Annotated in this window: 33 protein-coding genes and 2 tRNA genes; 26 read left to right on the plus strand and 9 right to left on the minus strand. The window is 63.6% G+C overall.

Annotated features, from left to right (window positions below; genetic code table 11):
• The 19 genes from gpM (at nt 1) to RSPPHO_RS21615 (ending at nt 11,379) form a co-directional block, all read left to right on the plus strand.
• On the plus strand, nt 1-654 hold the full coding sequence (gpM, locus tag RSPPHO_RS16435) for a phage terminase small subunit (protein ID WP_041797774.1): 654 nt from the start codon (nt 1-3) through the stop codon (nt 652-654).
• Between the two features lie 108 nt (nt 655-762).
• On the plus strand, nt 763-1,224 hold the full coding sequence (locus tag RSPPHO_RS16440) for a head completion/stabilization protein (protein WP_041796044.1): 462 nt from the start codon (nt 763-765) through the stop codon (nt 1,222-1,224).
• Complete coding sequence (locus tag RSPPHO_RS16445; protein ID WP_041796046.1) at nt 1,224-1,430, plus strand: tail protein X; 207 nt, start codon at nt 1,224-1,226, stop codon at nt 1,428-1,430. Before RSPPHO_RS16440 ends, RSPPHO_RS16445 begins: the two co-directional genes overlap by 1 nt.
• A 3-nt stretch (nt 1,431-1,433) precedes the next feature.
• The gene (locus RSPPHO_RS16450; RefSeq protein ID WP_051013964.1) at nt 1,434-1,721 is read left to right on the plus strand and encodes a hypothetical protein; all 288 of its coding nucleotides are present in this window, start codon (nt 1,434-1,436) and stop codon (nt 1,719-1,721) included.
• Nucleotides 1,714-2,304 carry a glycoside hydrolase family 108 protein gene (locus RSPPHO_RS16455; protein ID WP_014416331.1) on the plus strand — a complete coding sequence of 197 codons (591 nt, stop codon included), beginning with the start codon at nt 1,714-1,716 and terminating at the stop codon, nt 2,302-2,304. The genes RSPPHO_RS16450 and RSPPHO_RS16455 overlap by 8 nt, the downstream gene beginning before the upstream one ends.
• Nucleotides 2,301-2,861, plus strand: coding sequence for a 3TM-type holin (locus RSPPHO_RS16460; protein ID WP_041796048.1), 561 nt, complete (start codon nt 2,301-2,303; stop codon nt 2,859-2,861). Before RSPPHO_RS16455 ends, RSPPHO_RS16460 begins: the two co-directional genes overlap by 4 nt.
• Nucleotides 2,862-3,281, plus strand: coding sequence for a phage tail protein (locus RSPPHO_RS16465; protein WP_014416332.1), 420 nt, complete (start codon nt 2,862-2,864; stop codon nt 3,279-3,281).
• The gene (locus RSPPHO_RS16470) at nt 3,278-3,739 is read left to right on the plus strand and encodes a phage virion morphogenesis protein (protein WP_041796050.1); all 462 of its coding nucleotides are present in this window, start codon (nt 3,278-3,280) and stop codon (nt 3,737-3,739) included. The genes RSPPHO_RS16465 and RSPPHO_RS16470 overlap by 4 nt, the downstream gene beginning before the upstream one ends.
• A 56-nt stretch (nt 3,740-3,795) precedes the next feature.
• The gene (locus RSPPHO_RS18230; RefSeq protein WP_051013965.1) at nt 3,796-4,260 is read left to right on the plus strand and encodes a phage baseplate assembly protein V; all 465 of its coding nucleotides are present in this window, start codon (nt 3,796-3,798) and stop codon (nt 4,258-4,260) included.
• 1 nt (nt 4,261) lies between these two features.
• Nucleotides 4,262-4,555, plus strand: a complete 294-nt coding sequence (locus tag RSPPHO_RS16480; RefSeq protein ID WP_041796052.1) for a PAAR domain-containing protein — start codon at nt 4,262-4,264, stop codon at nt 4,553-4,555.
• Nucleotides 4,552-4,899 (plus strand): GPW/gp25 family protein, encoded by a 348-nt coding sequence (locus RSPPHO_RS16485; protein ID WP_041796054.1) that lies wholly within the window; start codon nt 4,552-4,554, stop codon nt 4,897-4,899. The genes RSPPHO_RS16480 and RSPPHO_RS16485 overlap by 4 nt, the downstream gene beginning before the upstream one ends.
• Nucleotides 4,896-5,972 (plus strand): baseplate assembly protein, encoded by a 1,077-nt coding sequence (locus RSPPHO_RS18235; protein WP_051013966.1) that lies wholly within the window; start codon nt 4,896-4,898, stop codon nt 5,970-5,972. Before RSPPHO_RS16485 ends, RSPPHO_RS18235 begins: the two co-directional genes overlap by 4 nt.
• The gene (locus tag RSPPHO_RS19445) at nt 5,969-6,601 is read left to right on the plus strand and encodes a phage tail protein I (RefSeq protein WP_081581822.1); all 633 of its coding nucleotides are present in this window, start codon (nt 5,969-5,971) and stop codon (nt 6,599-6,601) included. The genes RSPPHO_RS18235 and RSPPHO_RS19445 overlap by 4 nt, the downstream gene beginning before the upstream one ends.
• Nucleotides 6,594-8,669, plus strand: coding sequence for a phage tail protein (locus tag RSPPHO_RS19450; protein ID WP_081581823.1), 2,076 nt, complete (start codon nt 6,594-6,596; stop codon nt 8,667-8,669). Before RSPPHO_RS19445 ends, RSPPHO_RS19450 begins: the two co-directional genes overlap by 8 nt.
• Before the next feature lie 19 nt (nt 8,670-8,688).
• Nucleotides 8,689-9,237 (plus strand): DUF4376 domain-containing protein, encoded by a 549-nt coding sequence (locus tag RSPPHO_RS18240; RefSeq protein ID WP_051013967.1) that lies wholly within the window; start codon nt 8,689-8,691, stop codon nt 9,235-9,237.
• Complete coding sequence (locus tag RSPPHO_RS16505) at nt 9,234-10,400, plus strand: phage tail sheath protein (RefSeq protein ID WP_041796056.1); 1,167 nt, start codon at nt 9,234-9,236, stop codon at nt 10,398-10,400. Before RSPPHO_RS18240 ends, RSPPHO_RS16505 begins: the two co-directional genes overlap by 4 nt.
• Nucleotides 10,401-10,413: 13 nt before the next feature.
• Nucleotides 10,414-10,929: a phage major tail tube protein gene (locus RSPPHO_RS16510; protein WP_014416334.1), complete on the plus strand. Its 516-nt coding sequence runs from the start codon at nt 10,414-10,416 to the stop codon at nt 10,927-10,929.
• A 10-nt stretch (nt 10,930-10,939) separates the two neighbouring features.
• A complete protein-coding gene (locus RSPPHO_RS16515; RefSeq protein ID WP_014416335.1) occupies nt 10,940-11,206 on the plus strand; it encodes a phage tail assembly protein in 267 nt (88 codons plus the stop codon).
• Between the two features lie 38 nt (nt 11,207-11,244).
• Nucleotides 11,245-11,379 carry a hypothetical protein gene (locus RSPPHO_RS21615; protein ID WP_014416336.1) on the plus strand — a complete coding sequence of 45 codons (135 nt, stop codon included), beginning with the start codon at nt 11,245-11,247 and terminating at the stop codon, nt 11,377-11,379.
• A gap of 242 nt (nt 11,380-11,621) precedes the next feature.
• On the opposite strand, the gene RSPPHO_RS21620 is transcribed toward RSPPHO_RS21615, so the two are convergent.
• Complete coding sequence (locus RSPPHO_RS21620) at nt 11,622-11,747, minus strand: hypothetical protein (RefSeq protein ID WP_277905242.1); 126 nt, start codon at nt 11,745-11,747, stop codon at nt 11,622-11,624.
• Between the two features lie 160 nt (nt 11,748-11,907).
• Between RSPPHO_RS21620 and RSPPHO_RS20310 the strand changes: the two genes are divergently transcribed.
• The 7 genes from RSPPHO_RS20310 (at nt 11,908) to RSPPHO_RS21390 (ending at nt 18,432) form a co-directional block, all read left to right on the plus strand.
• On the plus strand, nt 11,908-12,672 hold the full coding sequence (locus RSPPHO_RS20310) for an MFS transporter (protein ID WP_051013968.1): 765 nt from the start codon (nt 11,908-11,910) through the stop codon (nt 12,670-12,672).
• Nucleotides 12,669-14,453, plus strand: coding sequence for an ABC transporter ATP-binding protein (locus RSPPHO_RS16530; RefSeq protein ID WP_041796060.1), 1,785 nt, complete (start codon nt 12,669-12,671; stop codon nt 14,451-14,453). Before RSPPHO_RS20310 ends, RSPPHO_RS16530 begins: the two co-directional genes overlap by 4 nt.
• The gene (locus tag RSPPHO_RS16535) at nt 14,450-16,234 is read left to right on the plus strand and encodes an ABC transporter ATP-binding protein (protein WP_041796062.1); all 1,785 of its coding nucleotides are present in this window, start codon (nt 14,450-14,452) and stop codon (nt 16,232-16,234) included. Before RSPPHO_RS16530 ends, RSPPHO_RS16535 begins: the two co-directional genes overlap by 4 nt.
• Before the next feature lie 240 nt (nt 16,235-16,474).
• The gene (exbB, locus tag RSPPHO_RS16540; protein WP_014416341.1) at nt 16,475-17,242 is read left to right on the plus strand and encodes a tonB-system energizer ExbB; all 768 of its coding nucleotides are present in this window, start codon (nt 16,475-16,477) and stop codon (nt 17,240-17,242) included.
• Nucleotides 17,243-17,244: 2 nt separating this feature from the next.
• Nucleotides 17,245-17,667 (plus strand): TonB system transport protein ExbD, encoded by a 423-nt coding sequence (gene exbD, locus RSPPHO_RS16545; protein WP_014416342.1) that lies wholly within the window; start codon nt 17,245-17,247, stop codon nt 17,665-17,667.
• Nucleotides 17,664-17,945 carry a hypothetical protein gene (locus RSPPHO_RS21385; RefSeq protein WP_014416343.1) on the plus strand — a complete coding sequence of 94 codons (282 nt, stop codon included), beginning with the start codon at nt 17,664-17,666 and terminating at the stop codon, nt 17,943-17,945. The genes exbD and RSPPHO_RS21385 overlap by 4 nt, the downstream gene beginning before the upstream one ends.
• A complete protein-coding gene (locus RSPPHO_RS21390; RefSeq protein ID WP_014416344.1) occupies nt 17,938-18,432 on the plus strand; it encodes an energy transducer TonB family protein in 495 nt (164 codons plus the stop codon). The genes RSPPHO_RS21385 and RSPPHO_RS21390 overlap by 8 nt, the downstream gene beginning before the upstream one ends.
• Before the next feature lie 126 nt (nt 18,433-18,558).
• Here the strand turns inward: RSPPHO_RS21390 and RSPPHO_RS16560 are convergent.
• From RSPPHO_RS16560 to RSPPHO_RS16595, 8 genes are all read right to left on the minus strand, one after another.
• A tRNA-Glu gene (locus RSPPHO_RS16560) sits at nt 18,559-18,634 on the minus strand.
• Between the two features lie 214 nt (nt 18,635-18,848).
• Nucleotides 18,849-18,924 (minus strand) — tRNA-Glu (locus RSPPHO_RS16565).
• A gap of 125 nt (nt 18,925-19,049) precedes the next feature.
• Entirely contained in the window at nt 19,050-19,256 is a 207-nt protein-coding gene (locus tag RSPPHO_RS16570) for a cold-shock protein (RefSeq protein WP_041796064.1), read from the minus strand.
• Between the two features lie 343 nt (nt 19,257-19,599).
• A complete protein-coding gene (gene pyc, locus RSPPHO_RS16575) occupies nt 19,600-23,061 on the minus strand; it encodes a pyruvate carboxylase (RefSeq protein ID WP_041796066.1) in 3,462 nt (1,153 codons plus the stop codon).
• 147 nt (nt 23,062-23,208) lie between these two features.
• Nucleotides 23,209-25,032 (minus strand): ABCB family ABC transporter ATP-binding protein/permease, encoded by a 1,824-nt coding sequence (locus RSPPHO_RS16580; RefSeq protein ID WP_014416347.1) that lies wholly within the window; start codon nt 25,030-25,032, stop codon nt 23,209-23,211.
• Nucleotides 25,033-25,155: 123 nt separating this feature from the next.
• Nucleotides 25,156-25,587: a helix-turn-helix domain-containing protein gene (locus RSPPHO_RS16585; RefSeq protein ID WP_014416348.1), complete on the minus strand. Its 432-nt coding sequence runs from the start codon at nt 25,585-25,587 to the stop codon at nt 25,156-25,158.
• Between the two features lie 223 nt (nt 25,588-25,810).
• Nucleotides 25,811-26,146, minus strand: a complete 336-nt coding sequence (locus RSPPHO_RS16590) for a tRNA-binding protein (RefSeq protein WP_041796068.1) — start codon at nt 26,144-26,146, stop codon at nt 25,811-25,813.
• A gap of 152 nt (nt 26,147-26,298) precedes the next feature.
• Nucleotides 26,299-26,922 (minus strand): hypothetical protein, encoded by a 624-nt coding sequence (locus RSPPHO_RS16595; RefSeq protein WP_157879287.1) that lies wholly within the window; start codon nt 26,920-26,922, stop codon nt 26,299-26,301.
• Between the last annotated feature and the right edge of the window lie 21 nt (nt 26,923-26,943).

The raw sequence follows: 26,943 nt of genomic DNA on the forward strand, positions 1-26,943 counted from the left end.
ATGAGTCTTGCCCGTGCCCATTACACTCGGGTCCTGGCCGAGCAAGGCGGGGCGCCGGCCCCCCCGCCCGAAGCCGTTTCTTTGCGCGCTAAAATAGAACAGGCCCTTGCCTTACATGCCCGCGCCCTCAAGGACATCCAGTCCCTTGAGCGCAAGGTCGCGTTTAAGCGAGAGGTCCTGCCCGACTACACCGCCTATGTGGACGGGTGCTTGGCCGCTGACGCAGGCGGCCCCGACCCTGTCCTGATGACCACCATGGTTTGGCGGCTCGACGTGGGTGACTACGAGGGCGCTATGGTCATCGCCCGCTATGCCCTGCGCCATGACTTGGCGCTGCCGGAGCGCTTTGCCCGCTCCTTCCCGACTTGGCTCGTCGAAGAGCTGGCCGAAGCCGCTCTGGACAACAAGCTCACAGTCCCGGGAGCCCTGAGCGAGGCCATGGAACTGACCGCGAGGGCCGATATGCCTGACGAGGTAAGGGCCAAAGGACACAAGGCGATGGGGTTGGGTCTGCGTGACACTGCCCCCGCCGAGGCCCTGGCCCACCTCAAACGAGCCCTGGCCTTGCATAAAGGGGTCGGGGTGAAGGCCGAGGTTGCTCGCCTGGAACGAGCTCGCGATGGGGCAGCCACCTCCTGCGATCAGGACGGCTGACCCGAGACGACACCGCTCACGCCTCGGTTTGAGCGGAGCCCTTCCCCCCCCCAAGGTCCGGCACCGGGGGCGGCGGTGTCGTCTCACCCTTATTTCGACGGAGGCACCATGACCCCCACCCTTATCCCCTCCGGGGGGCTCCCAGCCACGGAGGCGGTGGTCGCCAACGACGGCTGGTACCCCGACATTCCTGTGTCGTCGTTTAAGCTGGTGACCGGCCTGGACGACACTTTTCGTCTGGAACAGGTGGTCGAGACTGTGACGGCCGCAGTGGCCGAGACCAACCGCACTCTCCTGTCTTGGCGCCAGACGCAAACGGCCTCCTCTCTGGCCGAGGTACCGGGCCCCCTCCTGAATGGCAGACCCGGCCCTCTTGCCCTGTACCGCACGGCCGTCCACGCGCTGGCACGGGCGAAGCTTTTGCAGGTAGTTCGAGATTTTGACAGCACAAAATCGGGACACGCTCGGGCGGATGCCCTGGAAAGCACGGCGGACGACTGGCTGGCGCGCGCGCATGAGGCACTCTCAGTGCTAACGGGCCGACCCCGGGCGACGATTGAGCTGGTTTGATGCCGTCAACGACCCTCTATGCCCAGCAGGGCGATACCGTCGATCTCGTTTGCCTGCGCCATTACGGAGACACCCGCTTGGTTGAGGCCGTGTTCGACGCCAACCCCGGCCTCGCCGCCCTGGGGCACCGCTTGCCTCTGGGAACCCCTGTCACTCTGCCGGAGCGTGTGGTGACGCCCACCCCCGGCTATCGCCTATGGGAGTAACTCATGGCCGATCCGTCTGCGGGCTGCCCTCTGCCCGGCCAGCCCTGTCTCCAAGCGCGCGATGCCGCTGAAGCTGCGGCTGACCGGGCCGTGCGCAAAGTTTTTGAACTGCTCGGGGTTGACGTGTCTGACCCGAAGCAAGTCGAAGAGTTTCGCCGCGACTTGCGCTTCGGCGGGACGATGCGCCGGGCCGCAGACCGCGGGTTGGGAACGGCCGTGACTATTATCGCAACCGGGGTTCTTGCCGCTCTTTGGTTGGGGTTGCAAGCCAAGGTGACGGGCAATGGGTAAAAGCCAAGCTGACATAGTCGCGCGGATCCTCAACGGCCTCCTTGACCAGGAGGGAGAATTTGTCGAGGACCCGGCCGATCGAGGCGGCGCAACCAAACACGGCATTTCCCTGCGCTATGCGACAGGGATCGGGCTTGATCTGGATGGAGACGGCGACGTTGATCGGGACGACATCATTCGCTTGACACCCGAGGAAGCGGCCCGTCTCTTTCGCCGGGACTTTTTCGAGGAGCCGGGCATTCACCGCTTGCCGGCGCCGCTGTGGCCCGTGCTGGTGGACTGGGCGGTCAACAGCGGCGCGGCGCGGCCCCTTCTCGCTCTGCAACAGACCCTGAACGCTTTTTTAGATTTGCGCCCGGGTCTTTACCCCCCTCTGGTCGAGGACGGCCGGATGGGCCCGAAGACACGACGCGCGGCGGAAAGCGCCTTGGCTCTCGTGGCTCCGGCCTGGATCATCAATGCCGTGTGCGACCGACGCGAAGCGTTTTACCGCGATCTGGTGCGTCGTGATCCGACCCAGCGCCGTTTCCTGGCGGGCTGGTTGCGACGCACCGACAGCTTCCGAGAGGAGACACCGGCATGATGGGATTTTTTCTCAAGTGGTTGACCGGTGGCGGAGTGGCAGCGCTCGATGCGCTGGCCGCGCGCTTTGCTCCCAATAAAGACCTGCTGGAAGCCAACCTTCATGCCGAAGCAGCCCAGCAGCTCGGCGCCTACGCAGCGGAATATACCGCACCGCGTGACCGGCGCACCCCGTGGGACAGCGCTGTGGACGGCCTGAACCGCCTGCCACGCCCCTTTATGGCGTTTGCGGTCATGGGGCTGATGGCCTGGGCTCCCATTGACCCGGCAGGCTTCGCGCTGGCCATGCAGGCCTATGCTTTGGTCCCCGAGTGGCTCGCAGCAACCCTCTTCGGGGTGGCAGCGTTCTACTTTACCTCGCGCCATTTCGAACGCCGCTTGGAACTCAAAGGCCCGGATCCAGCGACCGTCCAGGCCGTCATGGCGGCGCGTCCCCGCCCCCCGCCTTCGGATCCGGCGCCGATGGCCGACGACACCTACCACGCCCGGATGGCCGACCCAGCCCCACTGGATGATGCAACCCTCGCCGAATGGGCCAGACGCCAGAAGGGGAAGTAAATGCGCAAGGTCACCCAGCTACGGGACGCCCTTCTTACGGCTCCCTTGGGCCTCACTGCCGATAAGGTCTTGACGTTCGTCGAAGCCGGCAAAGTTATATCTTGCAGGGGCCATCAAAACGAGCATATCCGCCTGTCATACACGATCAGGATTGTCGTTCTGGACTATGTCGGGGTGCCTCATGACCTCCTCTGGCTGGTGGCCCGCTGGTATCACGAGGCGGAGCCAGCCGCTCTTCCAGAGGCTGTCACCTTCAAGGCCGATATCCTCGACCACCGATCGGCCGACATGCTAATCGAGGCGCCGGTTACCGAGACCGTGCGGGCGACACCAACGGCCGATGGCACGACTTTGGAGAGCGAGGGCGACCCCGATGCCCTTGCAATCGACATGAGCCACCTCGTCGCGGGGCTGCCATGACCACAACAGACGACCCCACAGCCATTGAACGTTTTTTGCTGCAATCCCTGGCCCGCCTGCAGCCAAGCGAGCGCAAGAAACTGCTGAAGAGCTTGGCCACCGAGTTGCGCCGACGCAACCGCCAGCGGATGGGAAAACAGGTTGGCCCCGATGGGACGCCATGGGTCCCCCGGGCCCGGGAGTTAGGCGGTACGGTACGCCGCATCGGTCGGATGATGTCCGGGCTGAAGGAAGTCCGGCGAATGTCGATACGTAGCACAGCCGATGAAGCGCGCGTGGGGTGGGGAGCTCGAAACGCGCGGATCGCGCAAGTGCACCAGGAAGGTGGGCCGGACAGAGTGTCGCCCCGAGGGCCCCGCATCACCTACGTCGCCCGGCCGTTGTTGGGTTTGCCGCCGGATGACGTCCAGTGGGTCCGCCATCGCCTGCTGGACTACTTCTCAGGTGAGTTGACTTAGTCAGTTACAACCACACCAAAGGAGACACCGGGCCGCCGTGCGACGACGCTTACCCCATGAGCGTGGCCCTGTCAGACCTCCAACGACGCCTCGAGAATGTGGTCTGCCTCGGAGTGATCTCCGAGGTGGACCACTCGACTCCACGTGTGCGAGTGACAATCTCAGGGCGTCAAAGTGGTTGGTTGCCATACCCTGCTGAGGTCGGCGCCAATTTCCGCCGGTGGCGTCCCTTGCGAGTGGGCACGCAAGTCCTGGTGGCTTGCCCCTCCGGCGACCCGGCGAACGCTGTGATCACCCAGATACTCTACTCGGCGGCCCTGCCTCCCCCCGCCTTCGACGGCCACGTGGACCTGACCCAGTGGGACGATGGAACTATGGTGCGCTATGACGCCTCGATTCGGACCCTCATCGTGTATTCGGCGGGCGACCTGACGGTGCAATGCGAAGGCACCCTTAGACTGCGAGCTGGGGAGCGGGTCCGGCTCGATGCTCCTGAAATCCGTGCATTCGAGGAGCCCTGACATGCCGCCCGTCACCCTCCTGGGACACGTCTGCACAGGCCATGGTTGTTGGCCGCCCCGTCCCTCGGTCGAGGGTGAGCCGCGCTTTACCGTCGGGGGGATCCCCGTCCACCTGCAAGGCCATGCCTGGGCCTCACACACCTGCAAGGCCATTCCTCAGACGCATGCCTCGGTTCTGGCTGCGGGCAGCCCCCGCTTCTTTGTGGGAGGACGCCAATTGGGGCGGATCGGGGACCCCGTGGCCTGCGGCTCTACTGTCGCTCAAGGCGAGCCTCGGTTCGAGGTGGCGGCATGACCGCGATGGATCGCTCCAGTGGCACGGCACTGACAGGTGAGGCGGCCGACATTCGCCAGAGTATTTGCGACATTTTAACCACCCCCATCGGCTCTCGGGTTATGCGCCGGTCCTATGGGTCTCGACTGTTTGACTTGGTCGATGCGCCAGGGACAAAGGTCGGAGCCCTGCGATTGGTGGCCGCCGCCGCCGACGCCATAGACCTATGGGAGCCTCGTGTGCGCGTAACAGCGGCCACAGTAACGACGAGGTCGGACGGGTCCGCCGTCTTGCGCGTCTTTGGGTCCTATGCCTCTGGCTCCCTTGAAGCCGAAGTGCCGCTCGCCCTGGGAGTCGGCTCATGACCAGAACGTGGTCGCGTGTTGACTTGACGCGCCTTCCGCCTCCAGAAGTCATTGAGACGCTCGATTATGAGGGAATCTTAAGTAGCCTGATCGCCGATTTTAAAGAGCGCTGGCCAGAGGCCGGCCTCCTCTTAGAGTCCGACCCGGCAGTAAAGCTGCTTGAGGTGGCGGCGTACCGCGAGTTAACACTTAGAGCAAGAGTCAATGATGCGGCTCGTGCGCTTCTCCTCGCCTTTGCGACAGGCGCCACCCTCGACCACCTTGCGGGCCTCGTCCCCATGAGCCGTCTCGCAGGCGAGGCGGACGCCTCTTTTCGCGACCGCGTGCAGCTCGCTCCAGAGGCGTTTTCGGTGGCCGGGCCGACTCTCGCTTACGTGTGGCACGCCAGAGCCGCGAGTCCTGACGTGAAGGACGTGACCGCCGTGTCGCCGGTCCCCGGGGAGGTGGTGGTGACAGTGCTCTCGCGCCACGGCGATGGGGGCCCGGCCGCGCTGGAGATCTTGGGAGAGGAGGAGGTAGTTTTGGCGCCCGCCGGCGCGGTTGACCCACCTACTGGTGCAACCGGGCTCAGGGTCCTGTACCAGGGTGCTGTCTGCGCCCGAAACGTTGATTACCTCTACGATGCCGCGTCTGGCATGGTCTCGCTTGTGGGCACTGGGAGTATCCCAACAGGGACGCGCGTAAAAATAGAGCACACTGCGCGGGGTGAGGTTGACCTCGTGCGGGGGCAGCTCTCAGCCCGTTTGGTCAGGCCACTGACCGACCGCGTCACCGTTCAGGCTGCAAACGTTCTCCACTATACCGTTTCAGTAGATCTCTGGCTCACCCCGGACGGCCCGGAAGGCGAGGTGGTCAGGCAAGCCGCAGTGGCGAGCGTAGCGTCCTATACTGCCGCCCGCCACCGCCTTGACGCAGACGTCACAGTTTCGGGGGTCACGGCTGCCGCACTCGTCGAAGGGGTATGGCGCGCAGAGGTGCGGATCAACAACGAAATGACAGACCTCGCCACGACATGGGCCCAGGCAGCGTGGTGTGACGAGGTCACCGTCACGGTGGCAGAGGTCTCGCGGTGACCTCGCTGCTGCCCCCAGCGTCGTCGCCTCTCGAACGAGCCTTGGAGGCTGCTGTCGCCGCGCGCTTTGACGAGCTCCCCACACCGATAGGGACAGTTTGGGACGTAGAGATGTGCCTAGAGGCCCTGTTGCCGTACCTCGCCTGGGCGCTCTCCGTTGATGACTGGTCAGAGGACTGGCCCGGACGTCAAAAACGGTCGGTCATCGCCGCGGCAATAGCCGTGCACCGCAGCAAAGGCACGGTGGGGGCCGTGCACAAGGCGTTAGCGGCCCTTGAGCTTGATCTCATCCGGATTATTGAGTGGTGGGAAACAGAAGGAAGTGGAGAACCATATACTTTTAACGTTGAGGTTGCCACCACATCACGCGGGGTCTCCCCCAAAGAGTGGGAAAATATACGTAGAGCTATTGATCGAGCAAAAAACCTCAGGAGCCATCTAGGATCTTTAAAAGTATACCTACAGGCCAGCGGGAAATCTCCAATAGTTGCGTTTGCGCCAACAGTTGGTGAATACATCTCAGTGTATCCGTGGGAATCAAAAGATATCGTCCAAAAATTTTCAGATCCATACGTAGCTCTCGGAACGCATACCTGGAGCATCATGACAGTGGGACCCTTTAATGTCTGATTATTACTGTATTGTAACAGATCGCGGCGCAGGTTTGCTGGCCCAGTCCCATGCACTGCAGTCCCCTGTCGTGTTGACGCACGTCGCTGTCGGCGATGGAGGGGGCGTCGCTTACAACCCCACGGGTGGGCAGAGCTCACTGCGTCGAGAGGTTTACAGAGCCCCCGTTAATACGCTGACAACTCACCCTCAAAACCCCAACTGGCTGATTATTGAGGCGGTGCTACCGAGTACCGTTGGGGGGTGGACGATCCGTGAGGCGGGCGTCTTCGACCAGGCCGGGCAACTGATCGCTATCGCCAAAATGCCCGAAAGTTACAAAGCAAAGCTCGAAGATGGGGTGGGGCACGATTTATATTTGCGTCTCATTTTACAGTACACTAATGCTTCAAATGTAAATATCGCGATAGATCCGTCTGTTGTGCTAGCAACGCGTTTGTACGTTGACACATCTATTGATGGGCACGTAAAAGACACCAGCCATAGGCATCCAGACGCAACAAGTGAAGCTCGTGGATTTGTAATTTTAGCTGACCACGATGATGTCGCAGTAAATAATAAAACAAAAGCTGTTACCCCAAATTTACTTAATTCATACGCTTCCCTGAACGGAGCATCATTTTCTGGTGATGTGTTAGTTGGACAAAATACAATATCTGCGACAACTCATAGCATTGAGCTTGGAGCATTAAGAACGGCGGAAGGTGTAAGTTACGTCGATTTCCACGGATCGCCAGGAGTTGACTACGACGCGCGTCTAATCAGGGGCGCTGGCGTCAACGGTGATCTTGTTCTCCTTCAAAGAGGAGCCGGCGTCACTGATATAACTGGAGGTTCTGATTTCAGGCGGAATGGATTCACCATTTGGCACGACGGGAACGTTGGCGCGGCCACAGAACCAAAAGCCGGCATCATCAAGCTCGCTTCACAGGCTGACGTTTCCGGTGGCGTTGACGATTCGAAAGCTGTCACGCCATTAAAACTAAAACAAAGGCTGTCATCGTACGTAATGCCTGCGGATCTCTCTGGGTACGCTGCGCTAACAGGTGCAATGTTTTCTGGAAATGTGTCTATCGGATCCACGTTAATATATGCAACGGGTCACGGTATTGAGATTGGGTCATTAAGAGCATCAGACGGTGTTTGCTATCTTGATTTGCACTCTACTCCAGGGACTGACTATGATGTGCGCGTCATCAGAGGGGCAGGAGTCAACGGCGACCTGACACTGATACAGTCTGGAACTGGCGCCATAGAAATAAACGGGGRTGCTGATTTCCGGAGAAATGGATTCACCATTTGGCACGATGGGAACGTTGGCGCGGCGACAGAACCAAGAGCCGGCATCATCAAGCTCGCTTCACAGGCTGAAGTTTCTGCTGGATTTGAAGACTCGAAAGCTATCACTCCATTAAAACTAAAAGAACGTTTGGCGGGATATGTGCAATCTTCTGATCTATCAGTATATGCAGCTCTTACAGGGGCTCCGTTTTCCGGGGATATTTCTATCGGATCGACGTTAATTCACGCGAGCGGACAAGGTGCCGAGTTTGGTGGTCTAAGACAGACGGACGGTGTCTGTTACGTCGATCTACACGCATCTCCGGGGACCGACTATGATGCGCGTCTAATCAGGGGTGCTGGCGTCAACGGTGACCTTTCTCTCCTTCAAAGAGGAACCGGCGTCATTGATATTAATGGCGGTGCCTCACTGACAAGAGACGGGCACATAGTTTGGCATTCTGGTATTGCACCTGTAACAAAAAATTACACTACTTTACCGAATGGTCTCATAGTTCAATGGGGAACCCAAAAACTATATGAAACTACGATTCTTGGGATGACATATACGACCATTGTTAATTTTCCATTTTCTTTTCCAACAGCGGTTCTGAACGTAACTGTGACAAATTGTAGAGTCGAGCCATGGGGGAGTAACCAGACATATCAGTTGAATATTCATCTTGGAGTTTCGCAAATCAATAAATCTTCATTTGCAATCGGCCACTCTGCATTTCATGCAGTAAGCTACGATAACTACGCTACTTGGCTCGCTTTTGGATATTAAAAAATAAAGGAATATCAAAATGAGCGAAACTATATTATTCTCTAAATCACTTAACGCATTTTACCTTTTATCTCTTAGAGAGAAATACTCCAGTCAATGGCCTGAAGACCTTATTGAGGTACCACATGACCGTCACCAGGAGATTTTAGCGCAGACCGCAGCAGGTGGCACGCTGAGTGCTAGCGACGACGGCACCCCCGTTGTCGTGCCGCCCCCAAGTCCGTCTTTGCAAATGGTTAAGGCGCAGGCCGTGGGTGAGCTCAAACGGGCCTGCGAAACTGAGATTACGGGTGGGTTCCAAACCCCGGCAAACAGGCATTACCCGAGCACGTCAACAGACCAAAACAACTTAGTCCAGGCGACCGTTGCAGGTGGTCCTTTATGGTGCCGCGAGGCTGGTGTTTGGCAGTTTGTCGAGCACACGGCCGATCAGGCCGCCGAGGTCCTCGCCTGCTTTGTGGCCACCAGGGCAACGTACCAAAAACGCCTCGCCGAACTCACAACTGCCGTGGAGCAAGCGACGTCGGCAGAACAGCTAACCACCATCCAGTGGAACCAGGAACAATGACCGATTACCACCACGGGGTACGAGTCAAGGAAATATCGACGGGGACACGGCCGATCAGGACGATCGAAACGGCTGTCATCGGCGCGGTCGTCACCGGGGGTGACGCAGACCCGGCGGTTTATCCGCTCAACCGGCCGACCCTGATCACCGACGTGACGGCGGGACTGGGAGCGGCTGGCACGTCGGGTACGCTGCCCTATGTCCTCAATGCGATTAAAGACCATGGGTCGCCCGTCATAGTGGTGGTCCGGGTCCCAGAGGGGGAGACGGTAGCGGAGACGACGAGCAATATTATCGGGGGTGTGGTGTCCGGCCGAAAGACGGGGCTCCAAGCCCTCACCGCCGCCAAGGCAACCTATGGCGTGACGCCACGGATCCTTGGCGTCCCCGGGCTCGATAGCCTGCCGGTAGCGACGGAACTGGTCGCCATTGCCAAACAAACGCGGGCCTTTACCTACCTCTCTGCGTGGGGCTGCGCCACGAAAGACGAGGCGGTGCTGTACCGCAACAAATTTGGCGATCGGGAAGCAATGATCGTCTGGCCCGACTTTGTGTCGTGGGACACGGCCACGTCGGCCGAACGGACCGAATGGGCCACGGCCCGAGCCCTCGGTCTGCGGGCCCAGCTCGACGAGGAGCTGGGATGGCACAAGACGCTGTCCAACGTGCCGGTGCAAGGCGTTACCGGGCTGTCAAAAGACGTCTTCTGGGACCTCCAGGACCCAAGCACCGATGCCGGTTACCTCAACGCCCATGAGGTGACCACCCTGATCAACAACAAAGGATTTCGCTTCTGGGGGTCGCGCACGTGTTCCGAGGATCCGCTTTTCGCCTTCGAGAGTTACACCAGGACGGCCCAGGTCTTGGCCGACACGATGGCGGAGGCGCACTTCTGGGCCATTGACAAGCCGATGCACCCCACCTTGGCGCGAGATATCGTCGATGGTGTCAACGCCAAGCTCCGCGAACTCGTGGCTGGTCATTATCTCATCGGGGGAGAAGCTTGGTTCGATCCGGCAAAGAACACCAAAGAACAGCTCAAGGCAGGGAAGCTGCTGATCAGTTACGATTACACTCCGGTGCCACCGCTGGAAAACCTGCTCTTTGAACAGAAAATTACCGACGACTACTTGATCGACTTCGCGGCTCAAATGGCTGCTTAAAAGGGGAAGTGCCGTGCTACCTCGCGTCTTGAAAAACTTCAACGTGATCGTCGATGGCCACCCCATGGCGGGAGTAGCCGAGGAACTGGAGTTACCAGACCTCGACCGCAAAATGGACGAGTACCGGGGTGGCGGCATGCTCGGAGAGGTCTCTTTGGACCTTGGCCTGGAAAAACTGTCGCTGACGTTCACCCTGGCCCAGTTCGACCTTGTGGTCCTCAACAACTGGGGTGTGTGGGGCGCGTCGGGCCTGGGCGTCCGTTTCTTGGGGGCGGCGCGTGCGGATGACGACGCGGGTGCGGTCGAAGCGATCGAGGTCGCCGGCCGGGGACGGTGGAAAAAAATAGAGCTGGGGTCGGTCAAGACCGGAGACCGCTCGAAGATGAAAATCGAGATGCCGTTGACCTACTACAGGTATCGCAGCAACAGCCGCGATATCATCGAAATCGACCTCATCAACAACATCGAGCGCGTCAACGGTACCGACCGCCAAGCCACGGTCAACCAAGCCATCGGCTTGTCTCTGTAAGGAAACACTGATGACCAATACCAATACCGTCACCGTGAAATTCAAGGTCCCACTCCCGTATGGCGATGCCCTCTTAGAGGAGCTGACCTTACGGAAACCGAAAGCGGGTGACCTGCGAGGCCTGAAAATGAGCGGCCTCATCGAACTCGACGTGGACACGATCTTGAAGATCGTCCCCCGCATCGCGAGCCCGCACGTTGTCGAAGCCCAGCTTTGGGAGCTGGAGGCGGACGACCTCGCTCGGCTCTCGAACGGGGTTGTTGGTTTTTTTCAGTAACGGTCCCTGACGACGCGACTCAAGCCTGGGGGCTGCTGATGAGGGCGTTTCCTGGCTCGTTCCCTCCGAGCGAATTTGACGCCCTCAGCCTGGAAACCTACGCCGAGGTCTACGCCCTGGCCGTCGAGTGGCTGGTGGCCGAAAAAAACGCCGAAACGAAGATCCGACGTTAGGAGGCACGATGGCCGAAAGCCTGTTGCTCAGAATTGGGCTTGAAGCCGTCGATCGGATGACAAGCCCTCTCGCGGCCGCCAGCCGGTCTGCGCAAGTGCTGGCAGGGCGCTTGCGGGACGCGACAGGGACGGTGAGAGCACTCGACCGCACAAGCCGAGATATCGGCGCCCTGGAGCGCTTGGCCGAAGCGACGCGGGAAAACAACACGGCGTTGGACGCCGCGCGACAAAACCTGGAGAGGCTACGCGGCGCAATGGCAGCGGCCGGCGGTGGCACAGCCGCCATGCGCCGGGACTACCAGCGAGCCCAGATCGACCTGGACCGGCTGACCACGGCGGGCGAGCAAAACGCCCGCCAACTGGAGCAACTGCGTGAGCGTCTGCGCGCGGCCGGCGTGGACACCAACGACCTCGCAGGGGCTCAAGGTCGCCTGCGGCGGGAAATGGAGGAGGCGCGGGCCGCAGCGGAACGCCAACGACGGGCTCTCGACCAACTCAACGAGGCGCGGGAGCGGATGGACCGCACCTTTGCCCGCCGTGAGGCCCTGGCCGGGAAAGGGGCCGGGATGGCCCCTGCTGGGCTGGTCGGGGGCCTTGCTGCTGGTCGCGCTCGGGGTGAGCGTCAGTCTGATCCAGGCCTTGTTCTGGCGCGAGCCCCGGCATGCCCGCGCCTGCCTGCCCCGCCTGTCCTGGCGTTTGTGGGTGCCGCCGGGCGGTCTGCGCTGGGGAATTTTGCTGGCGGTGTCGGGCTTGGGGATCGGCGTGGCCTGGGCCCTGGTCACGCCGATGCTGGTGGATGCCGGCTGGAGCCTGGAACGCATTGGGTTGGTGATGAACGTCCTTGGGCCCCTGGTCGGGGTGGGAACAGCAGCCGGCACCGGGGTCTTACTGCGGCTTTGGGGGCGGCGGCGGCTGTTGGCGATGGTTAGTGCCGGGCAGGGGCTCTTGTTGCTGGCTCTGCTGGTCGCCACCACCCCGGGCTTTGTCGAGGCGGGGCTGGTGGCCGCGCTGCTGTTGATGTTCGTCGTCTACGGCGCCCAGATGACCGTCTTGTACACCTTGATGATGGACCACGCCGATCCCGACGCCCCGGGGGCCGGCCTCACCAGCCAATATGCCCTCTATTACCTCTTCACCACCCTGTGGGGCTGGGGGGGGCTCCAGTTGGCCGAGAGCCTGGGTGTGGCCACCACCACCGTGGTCGGCCTGATGCTGGCCCTTGGCTTTGCCGGCGCGCTGCCCTTTTTGCTGGCGGCCCGGTCCTCCCCCCTGATCACGGAGACTTTGGAATGATCCCTTCTCGTCCCGGCCTGTGGAGCCTGATGGCCTGCGTGCGTGGCCGGATCGTCCTCGCCATGGGGATGGCCGCACTTGGCATGGCCTGCACCATCACTGCCGTGCTGCCCCTGGCCGCCGCCTTGGACACCTTGCAAGGCGGCACCCCGGACGTGCCGCTGGTGGGGGGCTGGAGTGGCGGTGCCCTGGTGGCGCTGGCCGCCCTGCTCATCCTGGGGGGGCTGTCCTTGCGCACCTTGTCGTTTATCGTCTCCCATCTGGCGGCCTTCGATCTGGAAGAGCGGATCCGCCTTGATCTGGCCGACCATCTGGCGCGGCTGCCGCTTGGCACCGTCATCACCACTGGGGCCGGGGCATTGACCAAGATCGTACAAGGCGATGTGCGCAGCCTGCACGCCTTTGTCGCCGACAGCACCCCCTTGGTGGCGCGCAACATCGCCGCGCCCCTGGTATCCCTGGGGTGGCTGCTGGTCATCGACGCGCGGCTGGCTCTGGTGGCGCTGGCCCTGTTCGCTGGAGGCATGGTGGCCATGCGCCTCGCCATGAAGGACTACGTCACCTTGCGGGAGCGCTACGATCGGGCGCGCGAGGCCATCCAGGCGGCGGTGATCGAGTTTGTCCAGGCCATGCCGGTGGTGCGCTTGTTCGATGACGCCAGCACCTCGTTTGGCCGCTACACCACGGCGCTCGACACCTTCCGCACGGTGTTCAAGGGCTGGGTGCAAGCCAGCGGCCTGAGCGGGCGCATTGCCTTGCTGGCGCTGAGTCCCTTGCCCACCTTGATCGCCGTCACCCTCGTGGCGCTGGGTCTTTATGCCCTGGGCGGCCTGGGCTTTGCCGGCTTGGTGGCGGTCTTGATGCTGAGTACCGGGGTGGCCGACGCCTTGCTGCCCTTGATGTGGATGAGCGAGTTCATTCGCAAGGCCCGGGCCGGTGCCTTGCGCGTGCACGATCTCGCCTCGATCTCTCCTCTGCCCGAGCCGACCCAGCCGCAAAAGCCCCGGGATGCCTCGATCACGTTCGAGCGGGTGAGCTTTACCTATCCTGGGCGCCGCACCCCGGCCCTTGATGACGTCAGTTTTACCGTGGCTCCGGGCAGCGTGGTCGCCGTGGTCGGGCCCTCGGGGGCTGGCAAGAGCACCCTGGCCCGCCTGATCCCGCGCTTTTGGGACGTGGATGCCGGCCAGATCCGCGTGGGCGGGGTGGACGTGCGCGACTGTGCCAGCGACGACCTGATGGCCCAGGTGGCGTTTGTGTTCCAGGAAACCTTCCTGTTCAACACCACGCTGCTGGAAAACATCCGCCTCGGCCGCCCCGACGCCAGCCTGGACGACGTGAAGGCCGCCGCCCGGGCTGCGCAGATTCATGACCTGATCGAAAGCCTGCCCCAAGGTTACGATACCCCGGTGGGCGATCGGGGGGCGCGCCTGTCGGGCGGGCAGCGCCAGCGCCTGACCATTGCCCGCGCCTTGCTGCGCGACGCCCCCATCCTGGTGCTCGACGAGGCCACCGCCTTCGCCGACGCCGAGAACGAGGCGCTGCTGGTTCAGGCCCTGGCCACCTTGATGCGCGGTCGGACCGTGCTGATCATCGCCCATCGCCTGTCCACCATCCGCGATGCCGACCAGATCCTGGTGTTCGACCAAGGTCGGTTGAGCGAGCAGGGCCGGCACGCCGAGTTGCTGGCGCACAACGGCCTTTACGCCCGCCTGTGGCAGACCCACGAGGCGGCGCGCGCGTGGACCCTTCGCCTTTCCTCGTCTGGAGTCTCGGCATGACCGCTCCGTCCTCTTCCGCCCCCGAGGCCATCGCGGGCGTTCTGGTCACGTGGCGCCGGCTGCTGATGGTGGCTGGCCCCGAAGCCCGTCGCTATCGCCGGGCCGTGGCCTTGTTCAGTCTGGCCGCCGTGGCGCAAGGGCTGGCCTTGTGCTGCTTGTTTCCGTTGTTCGAGGCGCTGTTGGCCGGGCCGCCCGCCTGGGGGAGCGTGGCGCTGTGGCTGGCGATTATGCTGGGGGCGGCGGCCGCCGATCTGGTCTTTTCCTGGCACGGTCATGCGTTTGAATACGATGGCACCATTGCCGACGTGACCCATGCGCTGCGCCTGGACCTGGGCGAACGTTTGCGGCGCATGCCCATGGAGATCCTGGCCCGTCACCGCACCGGCGACGTGAGCACCACCTTGGGCAGCCACATCGACGAAGCCGTGGTGCCCATGGGCACCTTGTCCCAGGTCATGATTCGCACCGTGGGGGTGCCGCTGACGGTGATCGGGGTCACGGCCTTTATCAGTCCCGGGTTGGCGCTGGCGCTGGCGCTGATCTTGCCCCTGGCCGTGCCGATCTATCGCCACCAGCGCCGCGCCTCGGCCCGGGAGCGGCGCGAGGGGGCCGCCGCCCACGCCCGCACCGAATCCGATCTCATCGAATACACCCAGGGCCTCGCCGTGCTGCGCGCCGTGAGCCAGACGGGGCGCCAGGCCGGCCGCCTGCGCGAGAGCTTGGCCGCCTTGCGTCGGGTTCAGACCGAGGCCTTGCTGGCCTCCCTGGCGCCGGCCCTCCTGATGTCGGGGTTGATGGAACTGGGCTTGCTGGCCGTGTTGGGTCTGGGGGTCCTGTGGGTAAGCAACGGCAGCTTGGCCCTTTCGGCGCTGGCGGCCTTGCTCATTATCGTGATGCGCCTGGGCGAGCCCTTGGCCTTGTTTTCCGAGCTGACCAAGACCTTCGACCTGATGGAGGCGGCTCTGGAACGGCTGGAAGCCCTGCGATCGGTGCCGTCCTTGCCCCTCTTGCCCGCCGCCCCCCGGGTGCCGGACGCCCCGGCGGTGAGCTTTGAACACGTCAGCTTCACCTATGCCGGGACCGAGACCCCTGCCTTGCGCGACGTGAGCTTCCGGTTGGCCCCGCGTACCCTGACCGCCCTGGTCGGGCCTTCGGGATCGGGCAAGAGCACCGTGGCTCGGTTGCTGCTGCGTCATGCCGATCCGCAAGCCGGGGTCATCTCCCTCCAGGGCCAGGACATCCGCACCCTGGCCCCCGAGACCTTGATGCGCCAGCTCTCGGTGGTGTTCCAAGACGTGCATCTCTTTAATGAGAGCATCTTGGAAAACATCCGCATGGGTCGGCCCGACGCCGACGACGCCGCCGTTCTTGACGCGGCGCGGGCCGCCCATTGCCTGGACTTCATCAATCGCCTGCCCCAGGGCATCCATACCCCCGTGGGCGATATCGGCGGCAGTTTGTCGGGTGGCGAGCGCCAGCGCCTCAGCATCGCGCGTGCCATCTTGAAGGACGCCCCCCTGGTACTCCTCGACGAGCCGACCGCCGCCCTCGATACCGAGAGCGAACGCGTCGTGCAAAGCGCCATCGACGCCTTGGTGCAAGACCGCACGGTGATCGTCATCGCGCACCGCCTGTCCACCGTGGTTGCTGCCGATACTTTGCTGGTCTTCGACCAAGGGCGGATCGTTGAGCAGGGATCCCATGGCGCCTTGCTTGCAGAGGGGGGGGCCTATGCCGCGTTGTGGCGGGCCCAAGACGGGCTGAAGGCATGGCATGCGTGATGCCGGGAAGAGGAAGGCTGGGGAGGCGCGGCCTCCCCAGCCCCCTCATTGCCTGGGCCATGTTTCACGCGGAGCACCAACTGACCGAGGGGTCTGGGGAGGCCGCGCCTCCCCAGCCTTGCTAATTTCGCTTCTCACTCTTACTTGCATTTCCCCGAGGAAGGTGCTTCCCTGAAAAAGTCCGGGGGCATTCACCCCCAGGGTGTGTCGCCGTAGAAATCCGAGCCAAAGAGCGCCTCGATGACCGACCCCTCGCCCACCGCTGTGCCGTCCCCTCCCGCCCTTCCCGAGCCTCCGCCCGGTATCGATGCCTCGCTGCTGCCCCATGACCTGTCACCGTGGACCATGTTCCACAACGCCGACCCCTTGGTGCAGGGCATCATGATCGGGCTGGCCGTGGCCTCGGTCCTGACCTGGACCATCGGGTTGGGCAAAGGCGTGGAACTTGTGCTGGCCCGGCGCCGAACCCGCAAGCTCAGTCGGGTTCTGGCCGCGGGTGCCCCGCTCACCGACACCTTGGAGCGCCTGCGCCACGACCGGGGGCCGGAAACCGTCTTGGTCAACGCCGTCGCCTTGGAACTCAGGCTCCTGCCCCCCCCGTCGTCCTCGGGAAGTGGCGTCCAGGAACGGATCGCCTCGCGCCTCGCGCGCCTGGAAGCCGCAGCCGGCCGGCGCATCGCCCTGGGGACCGGGCTGCTCGCCACGGTCGGCGCCACTGCCCCCTTCGTCGGGTTGTTTGGTACCGTCTGGGGTATCATGAACAGCTTTATCGGCATCAGCCGGGCCCAAACCACCAATCTGGCGGTGGTCGCCCCCGGCATCGCCGAGGCGTTGCTGGCCACCGCCCTCGGGCTGGCGGCCGCCATCCCGGCGGTGGTGCTCTATAACATGGTGGCCCGGGGCATCGGCGGCTATCGCGCCATGCTGGCCGATCTGGCAGCCGACCTCCAACGGCTGGTGTCGCGCGACCTGGAGCGCGCCGGCAGGCCCCTCAAGGAGGGAGCCTGAGCATGGCCGGCGGGCTGAACGATGGATCCGATTTCGCGGAAATGCACGAGATCAACGTGACGCCCTTTATCGACGTCATGCTGGTGTTGCTGATTATTTTCATGGTGGCGGCGCCCCTGGCCACGGTCGATATCAAGGTTGATCTGCCCGCTTCGGCCGCGCCCCCCCAGCCCAAGCCCGACAAGCCCCTCTATCTCACCGTCCAGGCCGACCTGACCCTGGCTGTGGGTGACACCGTCGTCACCCGCGACGCCCTGGCCCCAGCGCTGGAGGCGGTCACCGGGGGCGATCGGGAACAGCGGGTGTTTTTGCGCGCCGATAAAACGGTAGACTATGGTGATCTCGTCGCGGTGATGGACGCCCTGCGCGGGGCCGGATACCTCAAGGTCGCCCTCGTCACCCTGGAAGGGGGGGCTACCCCATGACAACCGCCGTGGCCAGCATCGACGAACGGCCGCCCCTCGGCCTGTGGGGGGTGAGTTTGATGGTCGTCCTCGGCGCCCACGTCCTGGCCGCGCTGCCCGGGTGGCAGCAAACGCCCGAGCCTTTGCCGCCGCCCGCGCCCGCCTTCATGCTCGACTTGGTCCCGGCCCCCGCCGCCGCGCCGCCCGCCGCCGAAGCGGCGCCCCGGCCCCCCCGAGCCGCCGCCCCCGCCGCCCGAGCCGCCGCCGCCCCCCGAGGCCGTCGCGCCCCCGGTGGTTGAGCCGCCGCCGCCCGTCGTGCCGGCCAAGCCCAAGGTTCAGCGGCCCAAGCCCCGGCCCGTGGAGACGCGCGTCGATCCCCGGCCGGCTCCCCCGGAAGCCGCGCCTGTCGCCTCTGCCGCGCCGTCCAGCGCCGCCCCGTCCAGTCCCGCCCCGGCTGCTGCCGCCGCCGCGCCCAACGCCCCGGTGGTGTCGGCCAATGCCTTGGCCCAGTGGCAAGGGCGGCTGCTGGCCCATCTGGAGCGCCACAAGCGCTATCCCAGCCGCGCCCAAAGCCGGCGGCAGGAAGGGGTGGTGAGCGTGCGTTTTGTTCTCGACCGCCAGGGATCCGTGCTCTCGGCTCGCCTGGAAAATTCCAGTGGTTACGAGGCGTTGGATCAGGAGGGCTTGGCCTTGCCCGAGCGCGCCCAGCCCCTGCCGTCGCCCCCGCCTGGGGTGGGCGGCGAGCGTATCGAGCTGGTGGTGCCGATTCGCTTCTTTTTGCGGTGAGTCTCTGGGCGGGGAAGAAAGGCAAGGCTGGGGAGGCGCGGCCTCCCCACGACCCCTCGGTCGATTGGGGAGGGGCTAAAACGACGCAAGCCTCCTTTCCAGAGAAAGGAGGCTTGTGCGTCTGTATGGCGTCCCCAACGGGAATCGAACCCGTGTCTTCAGCGTGAAAGGCTGATGTCCTAGGCCTCTAGACGATGGGGACCTAGTGTTTTTGGCAAGTCTAACGAAGAGGATTTTCTTTCTTCGTCTTCGCTTCGAGTGTTCCTCGCTGCGGAGGAGGCGGTTTATATCGGAGGCCTCTGCTCTTGGCAACAGGAATAATGGACGAGCCGGCATTTTTTTAGGGGCCTTGTCGTGCCCCCAAAACGACCAAAGCCGCCCTAACAGGAGCGGCTTGGAAGGTCCGGAAAGAAAAATGGCGTCCCCAACGGGAATCGAACCCGTGTCTTCAGCGTGAAAGGCTGATGTCCTAGGCCTCTAGACGATGGGGACGCAGATGCGAGGGAGGAAATCCTCCCCCGTCCGCCGCTTTGATCAGAGATCATCGCCGGTGGGCTGCGTTATAGCCAGGAAGCTCCCGACGCGCAAGCCCTTATTTTGAGTCAGGGAAAAATCCCTTAGAGAGCCTTCAGGCCCGCAGCAGCCATCTTGCCGGTGCGGCCACGCTCCAGCTCGAAAGCAACCTTCTGGCCTTCGCGCAGGCTGTCCATGCCGGCCTGCTGCACGGCCGTGATGTGCACGAACACGTCGTTCGAACCATCGTCGGGCTCAATGAAACCATAGCCCTTGGTGATGTTGAACCACTTCACGGTGCCAGTGGACATGCGTCTGCTCCTGGTCTGGCGTTCGCCCCGCGCCCCATGCACGGAACATCAATTCTTCGTCAATGGTCAGACCATGAGCCGGCCAGATCGGCAGCCGCGGTAAGCCTAGGCGAAAATCGATGGCGAGAAGATGGCCCAATTTTGGCAAGCGTTCAAGAAAAAGCCTTTCCCGCCTCCCAGGGTGTCAGAAATCCTTGATTTCCCTACGGCAAGGTGTCCGTTTCGACTCGCTGATCTGACCGGTGATCGGGCAAAAAAGGCCCCTCCAACCCGACTCGAAACTCCCTTAAACAGCCCGAGGGGTCTGGGGAGGCCGTGCCTCCCCCGCCGTATTCGAGGGCACTCAGGCCTTGTAAACCAACAACAAGTCCTTCGCCTCGACCGCGGCGCCCGCCGATACAACGACCCGCTCGATGATCCCATCGCGATCGGCGGCCAGCGCTGTTTCCATTTTCATGGCCTCGATGGTCAGCAAGGTTTCGCCGGCGTGCACGCTCTGGCCGGCCGATACGCCGATGCTCGACACCAAGCCGGGCATGGGGGCGGGCACGTGGGCCGGGTTGGTCGGGTCGGCCTTTTCCCGCACCGCCACGCTGGCCCGCGCCGAGCGGTCGGGCACGCGGATCACCCGGGGCTGGCCGTTCAACTCGAAGAAGACCTTGACCATGCCTTCCTCGTCCACGTCGCCAATGGCCTGACAGCGGATGACCAGGGTCTTGCCCGGCTCCAGGTCCACCATCGCTTCTTGGCGCGGCTTCATGCCGTAGAAGAACACCGGGGTCGGCAGCACCGCCACCGGGCCGAACTCCTCCTGGCGCTTGGCGTAGTCCAAAAACACCTTGGGGTACATCAGGGAGGACTGGAACTCCTCGTCGGACAGCGGCCGCTCGGCCTTGCGCTCGGCCTCGGCGCGCAGGGCCACAAGGTCGGCGGCCGGCACGCTGGCTCCGGGGCGTCCGGTGATCGCCGGTTGGCCCCGGAGCACCTTGGCTTGGAGCGCGGGCGGGAAGCCCCCGGGCGGCTGGCCCAACTCGCCGCGCATCAACTGCACCACGCTTTCGGGGAAGCTGATGTCGCGTTCGGGGTTTTCGATGTCCTCGGGGGTCAGGCCGGCGCCCACCATATAGAGAGCCATGTCGCCCACCACCTTGGAACTGGGCGTGACCTTGACGATGTCGCCAAACAAGCGGTTGACCTCGGCGTAGGCGCGGGCCACCTCGTGCCAGCGGCTTTCGAGACCGAGGGCGCGGGCCTGTTCCTTGAGGTTGGTGAACTGGCCGCCGGGCATTTCGTGCAGATACACTTCCGAGGCGCCGGCGCGCAGGTCACTTTCAAAAGCGGTGTAGTGGCGGCGCACCGCTTCCCAATAGTCACTGACCTGGCGCACGATCGCCGGATCCAGGCCGGTGTCTTGCGGCGAGAAGCGCAGCGCCTCGACCAAGGAGCCGAGGCACGGTTGGCTGGTCAGGCCCGAGAGGCTGTCCATGGCCGCGTCTACCGCGTCAGCGCCGCCGCGGATGGCCTCCAAGACGCTGGCCGCCGAGAGGCCGCTGGTGTCGTGGGTGTGGAAGTGGAGGGGCAGGCCGGTTTCTTCCTTGAGCGCTTTGACCAGCTCATAGGCGGCGCGTGGCTTGACAAGGCCGGCCATGTCCTTGACGCCCAGAATGTGGGTGCCGGCCTTTTGCAGCTCCCGGGCCATGGCGACGTAGTACTTCAGGTCGTACTTGGGGCGGCTCGGGTCGTGCAGGTCGCCAGTATAGCAGATCGTTGCTTCCAGGAGCTTGCCGCTTTCCAGCACCGCGTCCATGGACACCCGCATGTTCTCGACCCAATTCAGGGAGTCGAACACCCGGAACAGGTCCACCCCGGCCTCGGCTGCCTTTAGCACAAAGCCGCGCACCACGTTGTCGGGATAAACCGTGTAGCCCACCCCGTTGGCGCCGCGCAGCAGCATTTGGAACAAGATGTTGGGCACGCGCCGGCGCAACAGGGCGAGGCGCTCCCACGGGCACTCCTGCAAAAAGCGCATGGCGACGTCGAAGGTCGCGCCGCCCCAACACTCCAGGCTGAACATCTGGGGCAGATTTTGGGCGTAGACCTCGGCAATCTGCGCCATGTCATAGGTGCGCAGCCGGGTCGCCAGCAAGGACTGGTGGGCGTCGCGAAAGGTGGTATCGGTCACCAGCACCTGCGGCTGGGCCAGCATCCACTGGGCAAAGCCCTGGGGACCCAGGCGGTCGAGGAGCGTGCGGGTGCCGTCGCGGGGCGGCTCCGCCAGAATCATCGGCACGCGCGGCTCGGGGCCCGGCTTGGGCAGGGGGCGCCCCTTGACCTCGGGGTGGCCGTTGACCGAAACATCGGCAATAAAGCGCAAGAGCTTGGTGGCGCGGTCGCGCCGCTTCTCGAAATGGAACAGCTCGGGTGTTTCGTCGATAAAGCGGGTGGTGTAGGTGGCCGTCTTGAACTTTTCGTGGTTGATCAGGTTCTCGACAAAGGCCAAGTTGGTGGCTACGCCGCGAATGCGGAACTCTCGCAACGCGCGGTCGAGGCGCCCGATGGCCTCGGCCGGGGTCGGCGCCCAGGCCGTCACCTTTTCCAGCAGGCTATCGTAATAGCGGGTGATGACCGCCCCCGAGTAGGCGGTGCCGCCATCCAGGCGGATGCCAAAGCCGGTGGCGCCGCGATAGGCGGTGATGCGGCCATAGTCCGGGATGAAGTTCGCTTCCGGGTCTTCGGTGGTCACACGGCACTGAATAGCGTGGCCGGAAAAGTGGATGTCTTCCTGGGCCGGGATCCCCGTTTCCTCGACCACGCCAATGCGTCCGCCCTCCAGCACGCGGATCTGCGCCTTGACCAAATCGAGGCCGGTGATCTCTTCCGTCACCGTGTGTTCAACCTGAATGCGCGGGTTGACCTCGATGAAGTAGAAGGCCCCGGTGTCCACGTCCATCAGGAACTCGGCGGTGCCGGCACAGACATAGCCGGCGGCGCGGGCCAAGCGCAGGGCCGCCTCGCATAGTTCCTGGCGGCGTTCGTCGTTGAGGTAGGGGGCCGGGGCGCGTTCAACAACCTTTTGGTTGCGGCGCTGCACCGAGCAATCGCGCTCGAACAAATGCACCACGGTTCCGTGGGTGTCGCCGAGAAGCTGGACCTCCACATGGCGGGCCCGCTGCACCAGCTTTTCCAGGTAGACCTCGCCGTTGCCAAAGGCCGCCTCGGCCTCGCGGCGACCGGCCGCTACCTGGGCGTCCAGTTCGTGGGGGCCGGTGATAACGCGCATGCCGCGTCCGCCGCCGCCCCACGAGGCCTTGAGCATCACCGGATAGCCGATCTCGGCGGCCAGGGTCTGGACCTGGGCCGGATCGTCGGGCAGCGGGCCGGTGGCCGGCATCAGGGGCACGCCGGCCGCCTCGGCCATGCGTCGCGCCGCGACCTTGTTGCCCAGCGAGCGCATCACCGAGGGCGGCGGGCCAATGAACACCAAGCCGGCCGCCGCGCAGGCCTCGGCAAACTCGGGATTTTCCGACAAAAAGCCATAGCCCGGATGCACCGCATCCGCCCCTGAGGCCCGGGCCACCCGCAAGACCTCCTCAATGGACAAATAGGCCCGCACCGGGCCCATGCCCATGCCGATAAGATAACTTTCGTCCGCTTTAAAACGATGCAGCGAGAGTTTGTCTTCCTCGGTATAGAGGGCGACGGTGCGGATACCCAATTCGTTCGCCGCCCGAAAAACTCGGATGGCGATTTCTCCACGATTAGCAACGAGGATCTTGCGAATCTTGCGAGGGGCTACAGTCGTCACGGGGGATTTCTCCAGCCGGGATAGGGATGGCGAGGACATTAGGCTTTCAGCACCGGAATGCAACATTCCTGTCGCGAAAATCACCCTAGGGAAGGTGAGGCTCAAGGAAGGCTGGGGAGACGCGGCCTCCCCAGGCCCCTCGATCTGTTAAGCGGACTGATCCAGGGTTTGCTTGCGCCATAAGGCGGCGTAGGCGCCGTCTTGGGCCAGGAGGGCCGCGTGGGTGCCTTGTTCGATCACCCGGCCGTCGTCGATCACGGCGATGGCGTCGGCATCGACAACGGTGGACAGGCGATGGGCGATGATCACCGTGGTGCGGCCCCGCGAGACGAGGCGCAGCGCCGCTTGGATGTCGCGCTCGGTGTGGCTGTCGAGCTGGCTGGTTGCCTCGTCGAACAGCAAGATCGGCGGATCCTTGAGAATGGTGCGGGCAATCGCCACGCGCTGCTTTTCGCCGCCCGACAGTTTGAGCCCCCGCTCACCCACCCGGGTGGCATAGCCGTCCTTGAGGCTCGTGACGAACTCATGGATGGCCGCCAGCCGCGCCGCCTCCTCAATCTCGGCCTGGGACGCGCCGGGGCGGCCATAGGCAATGTTATAGCCGATGGTGTCGTTGAACAGCACCGTGTCCTGGGGAACGATGCCAATCGCTCGGCGGACCGAGGCCTGGGTCACGTCGCACAGGTCCTGGCCATCAATCAGCACCCGGCCCCCCGTGGGATCATAAAAGCGAAACAGCAAGCGCCCCAGGGTGCTTTTGCCCGCCCCCGAGGGGCCGACCAGGGCCAGGGAGGTTCCAGGCGGCACGTCCAGGGTAATGCCCTTCAGGATCTCCCGATCCGGCCCATAGGCAAACGATACCGCCTCAAAGCACAGATGGCCGCCCGTTACCGCGAGCGCCGGCGCGTCTGGCCGGTCGGCCACTTCGGGCACCGTGTCGCCCAGAGCAAACAGCACGTTCATGTCAATGAGCGCCTGCTTGATCTCGCGGTAGACCACGCCCAGGAAGTTGAGCGGGGTATAAAGCTGGATCAGGTAGGTATTGACCAAAACAAAGTCGCCGGCGGTCATGGTTCCCTGGGCGATGCCGCGCCCAGCCATCAGCATGATGACCACCAACCCCAAGGAAATAATTACGCCTTGTCCGAGATTGAGCAAAGACAAGGAAGCGTGGGAGCGGACCGCTGCGTCCTCATAGGCCTTGAGAGCGGTATCAAAGCGCCCGGCCTCGTGTTCCTCGTTGCAGAAATATTTGACCGTTTCGTAATTGAGCAGACTGTCGATCGCCTTGGTGTTGGCATCGGCATCAAAGCTGTTCATCTTGCGCCGGTAGGACAAACGCCATTCGGTCAGCCCCAGGGTCCAGGCAATGTAGACGCCAATGGTCCCCAGGACCGCCAGGGCAAACCACCCATCATAAAGCGACCACAGCACCCCCGAGACCATCACCAGCTCAAGCACCGCCGGTCCGGCACGAAAGGCAAACAAACGCAAGATCACGTCGATGCCCCGGGTGCCCCGTTCGATCGCCCGCGACAGCCCGCCGGTCTGGCGGTCCAGGTGAAAGCGCAGCGACAAGGTGTGCAGGTGGCGGAACGTCCGCACCCCCACGACATGCACCGCTCGCTCCACCAGCCGGGCAAACACCATGTCGCGGAAGTCGTTGAACGCCTGTGCCCCGATTCGCGCCGCGCCATAGGCCAGAATCAAGCCCACCGGCACGGCGGCCCACAGACCGAGGTCCGTCGGCAGCGGTCCCGATAAGGCATCCACGGCGTCCTTGAAGTAAACCGGCGTGACCACCGCCGCGACCTTGGCCGCGATCAACAGCACGCTGGCCAGCAGCATGGACAGCCGCAGGGCCGGGGCATCGCGCGGCCACAGGTGGGGCAACAGGCGCCGAAGCACCCGCCAGTCGTTGGTGATGCCGTCCGGGGTGGGGGGGGGAATCTCCGCGGGCCGCCGTTTCACTGCCGGTCCTTTCTTCCAGAAGAGGGGCCTCTTCTGGGTCTAGGCCGGAACCATCGGCGGGCGAAAGCAAAAAGAGAAGGCTGGGGAGGCGCGGCCTCCCCAGGCCCCTCGGGTCTTGGGGCTCTAGTCTTCCGAGCGGGACATGGAGTTGAGCAACGAGACAAAGGTGGAGCGCATGCCGTCGTCGGGCAGTGCCCAGAAAGCCCGGGCCAGTTCAATGCTCTGGGCGTGCTTCATGGGATCGGGCTCGCCCGTGGTGTCGAGGGCAAGGCCGCGCATGGTATCGGCGACGGCCGCGTTTTTGCCGGGGTCGCCGTTTTCCAGGTCGCGGAAAAAGAACCCGACCTCAACGCCCAGGGCGCGCGCAATGTCAAAAAGACGGCTGGCGCTGACCCGGTTGGTGCCTCGTTCATACTTTTGGATTTGCTGGAACGAGACGCCCACGCGCCGCGCCAGTGACTCCTGGTCCATGTTCAAGGCAATCCGACGCTGACGGATCTTTTGCCCGACGTGGGTATCAACATAATGGATGGTCGTAAGATCCGGATCCGACATGAGCGTGACTCGACCGCGCTGAAGGATGACCCCTGTCCGGCGTTGGTATCACACGCTGGGTGATCAACCACAACCCCGCATAGGGAATGCCATCTTATTTACCTCAGAGGGCGCGGCTAGTCGAGCCTTTCGATTATCTCTCCGAAAAAAATACCTGTGCGTGTATCTCTTACTTCGGGAGGTGGCCTTTCTCCGCAGCCTGAAGCCGTCGCTTTCTCGTCCCTTAGTAAAGCCGTCCCCCGTTGGGAACCGGTTGGTCGGGGGCCAGCAGCACCGGCTCGCCATCGGGATCGGGCACGCCCAGGACCAGGCACTCCGAGCGCACCGGGCCGATTTGGCGCGGGGGGAAATTCACCACGGCCAGCACCTGCCGCCCCACGAGGTCTTGGGGCTGGTAATGCCGGGTGAGCTGGGCCGAACTGGTCCGCACGCCGATCTCGGGCCCGAAATCGACCCGCAGTTTGAGGGCCGGCTTGCGCGCCTCGGGGAAGGGGTGGGCCTCGATCACGGTGCCGATGCGAAGATCGAGCCGATGAAAATCATCAAGGGTTGCYGTCATGGGAACGCTTTCTCGCAAGAGGCGGAAAACACGAGTATAAAGCGGTAATCCCGTAACGCAAACCGCCCTTGTCACAAAAAAAAAGCCCCCCAAGGGAGCCTTTTTAGCGAATGAGGGGTCTGGGGAGGCCGCGCCTCCCCAGCCTTTCCTTCTCACTGCAACAAAACATACGGCGCCATGTACGACCGCACCGCCTGCTCCATGCGGCCATCGAAATCGGCCATCAGGCCTTCGACCAGAGTGACCCAAGCATTTTCCCGGTCCACGACACTGGCATCCTCGGGCACCGTGACGAAGCGCGACACCCGGGCCGTGGCCTGGGCGGTGATGACCCCGGTGGCGTTGTCGATCAGTTCGACCACCGCATCCAAGGAGGCATCGTAGCGTTCGGCCTGATCGGTGTTGAACGCGCCTTGAACCCCCTTGCGCACGGCCAGGGACTTTTCGGTCACGGCGGCATCGCGGATCGACAGCACCACGGTGCGCCGGGCGCTGCCATCGGCCTGAAGACGGTCAAAGCCCCACTGCCGCGCCGCGCGCAGGGGCGGCAGGGGCATGTCCTGTTCCACATTGGGCGCGCGCAGGGGCGAGTGATAGTCCTCGCGCACATCCACCCGGCTTGCGCGGAACACCAGCGGCGGCCGGTTGGAGAAGCGCAGGTCCGGGGCGCGCCGGGGCGCGGGGGCGGGCGTGCAGGCGCCCGCGCCCAGGGCCACGACGGCCCCCCCGGTGACAGCGAGGAACCGGCGACGGGAGATCAGAGAAGCGAACGACATGGTACCACTCACCCAGGGAGG

It is taken from the genome of Pararhodospirillum photometricum DSM 122, from assembly GCF_000284415.1.
Lineage (GTDB): Bacteria > Pseudomonadota > Alphaproteobacteria > Rhodospirillales > Rhodospirillaceae > Pararhodospirillum > Pararhodospirillum photometricum.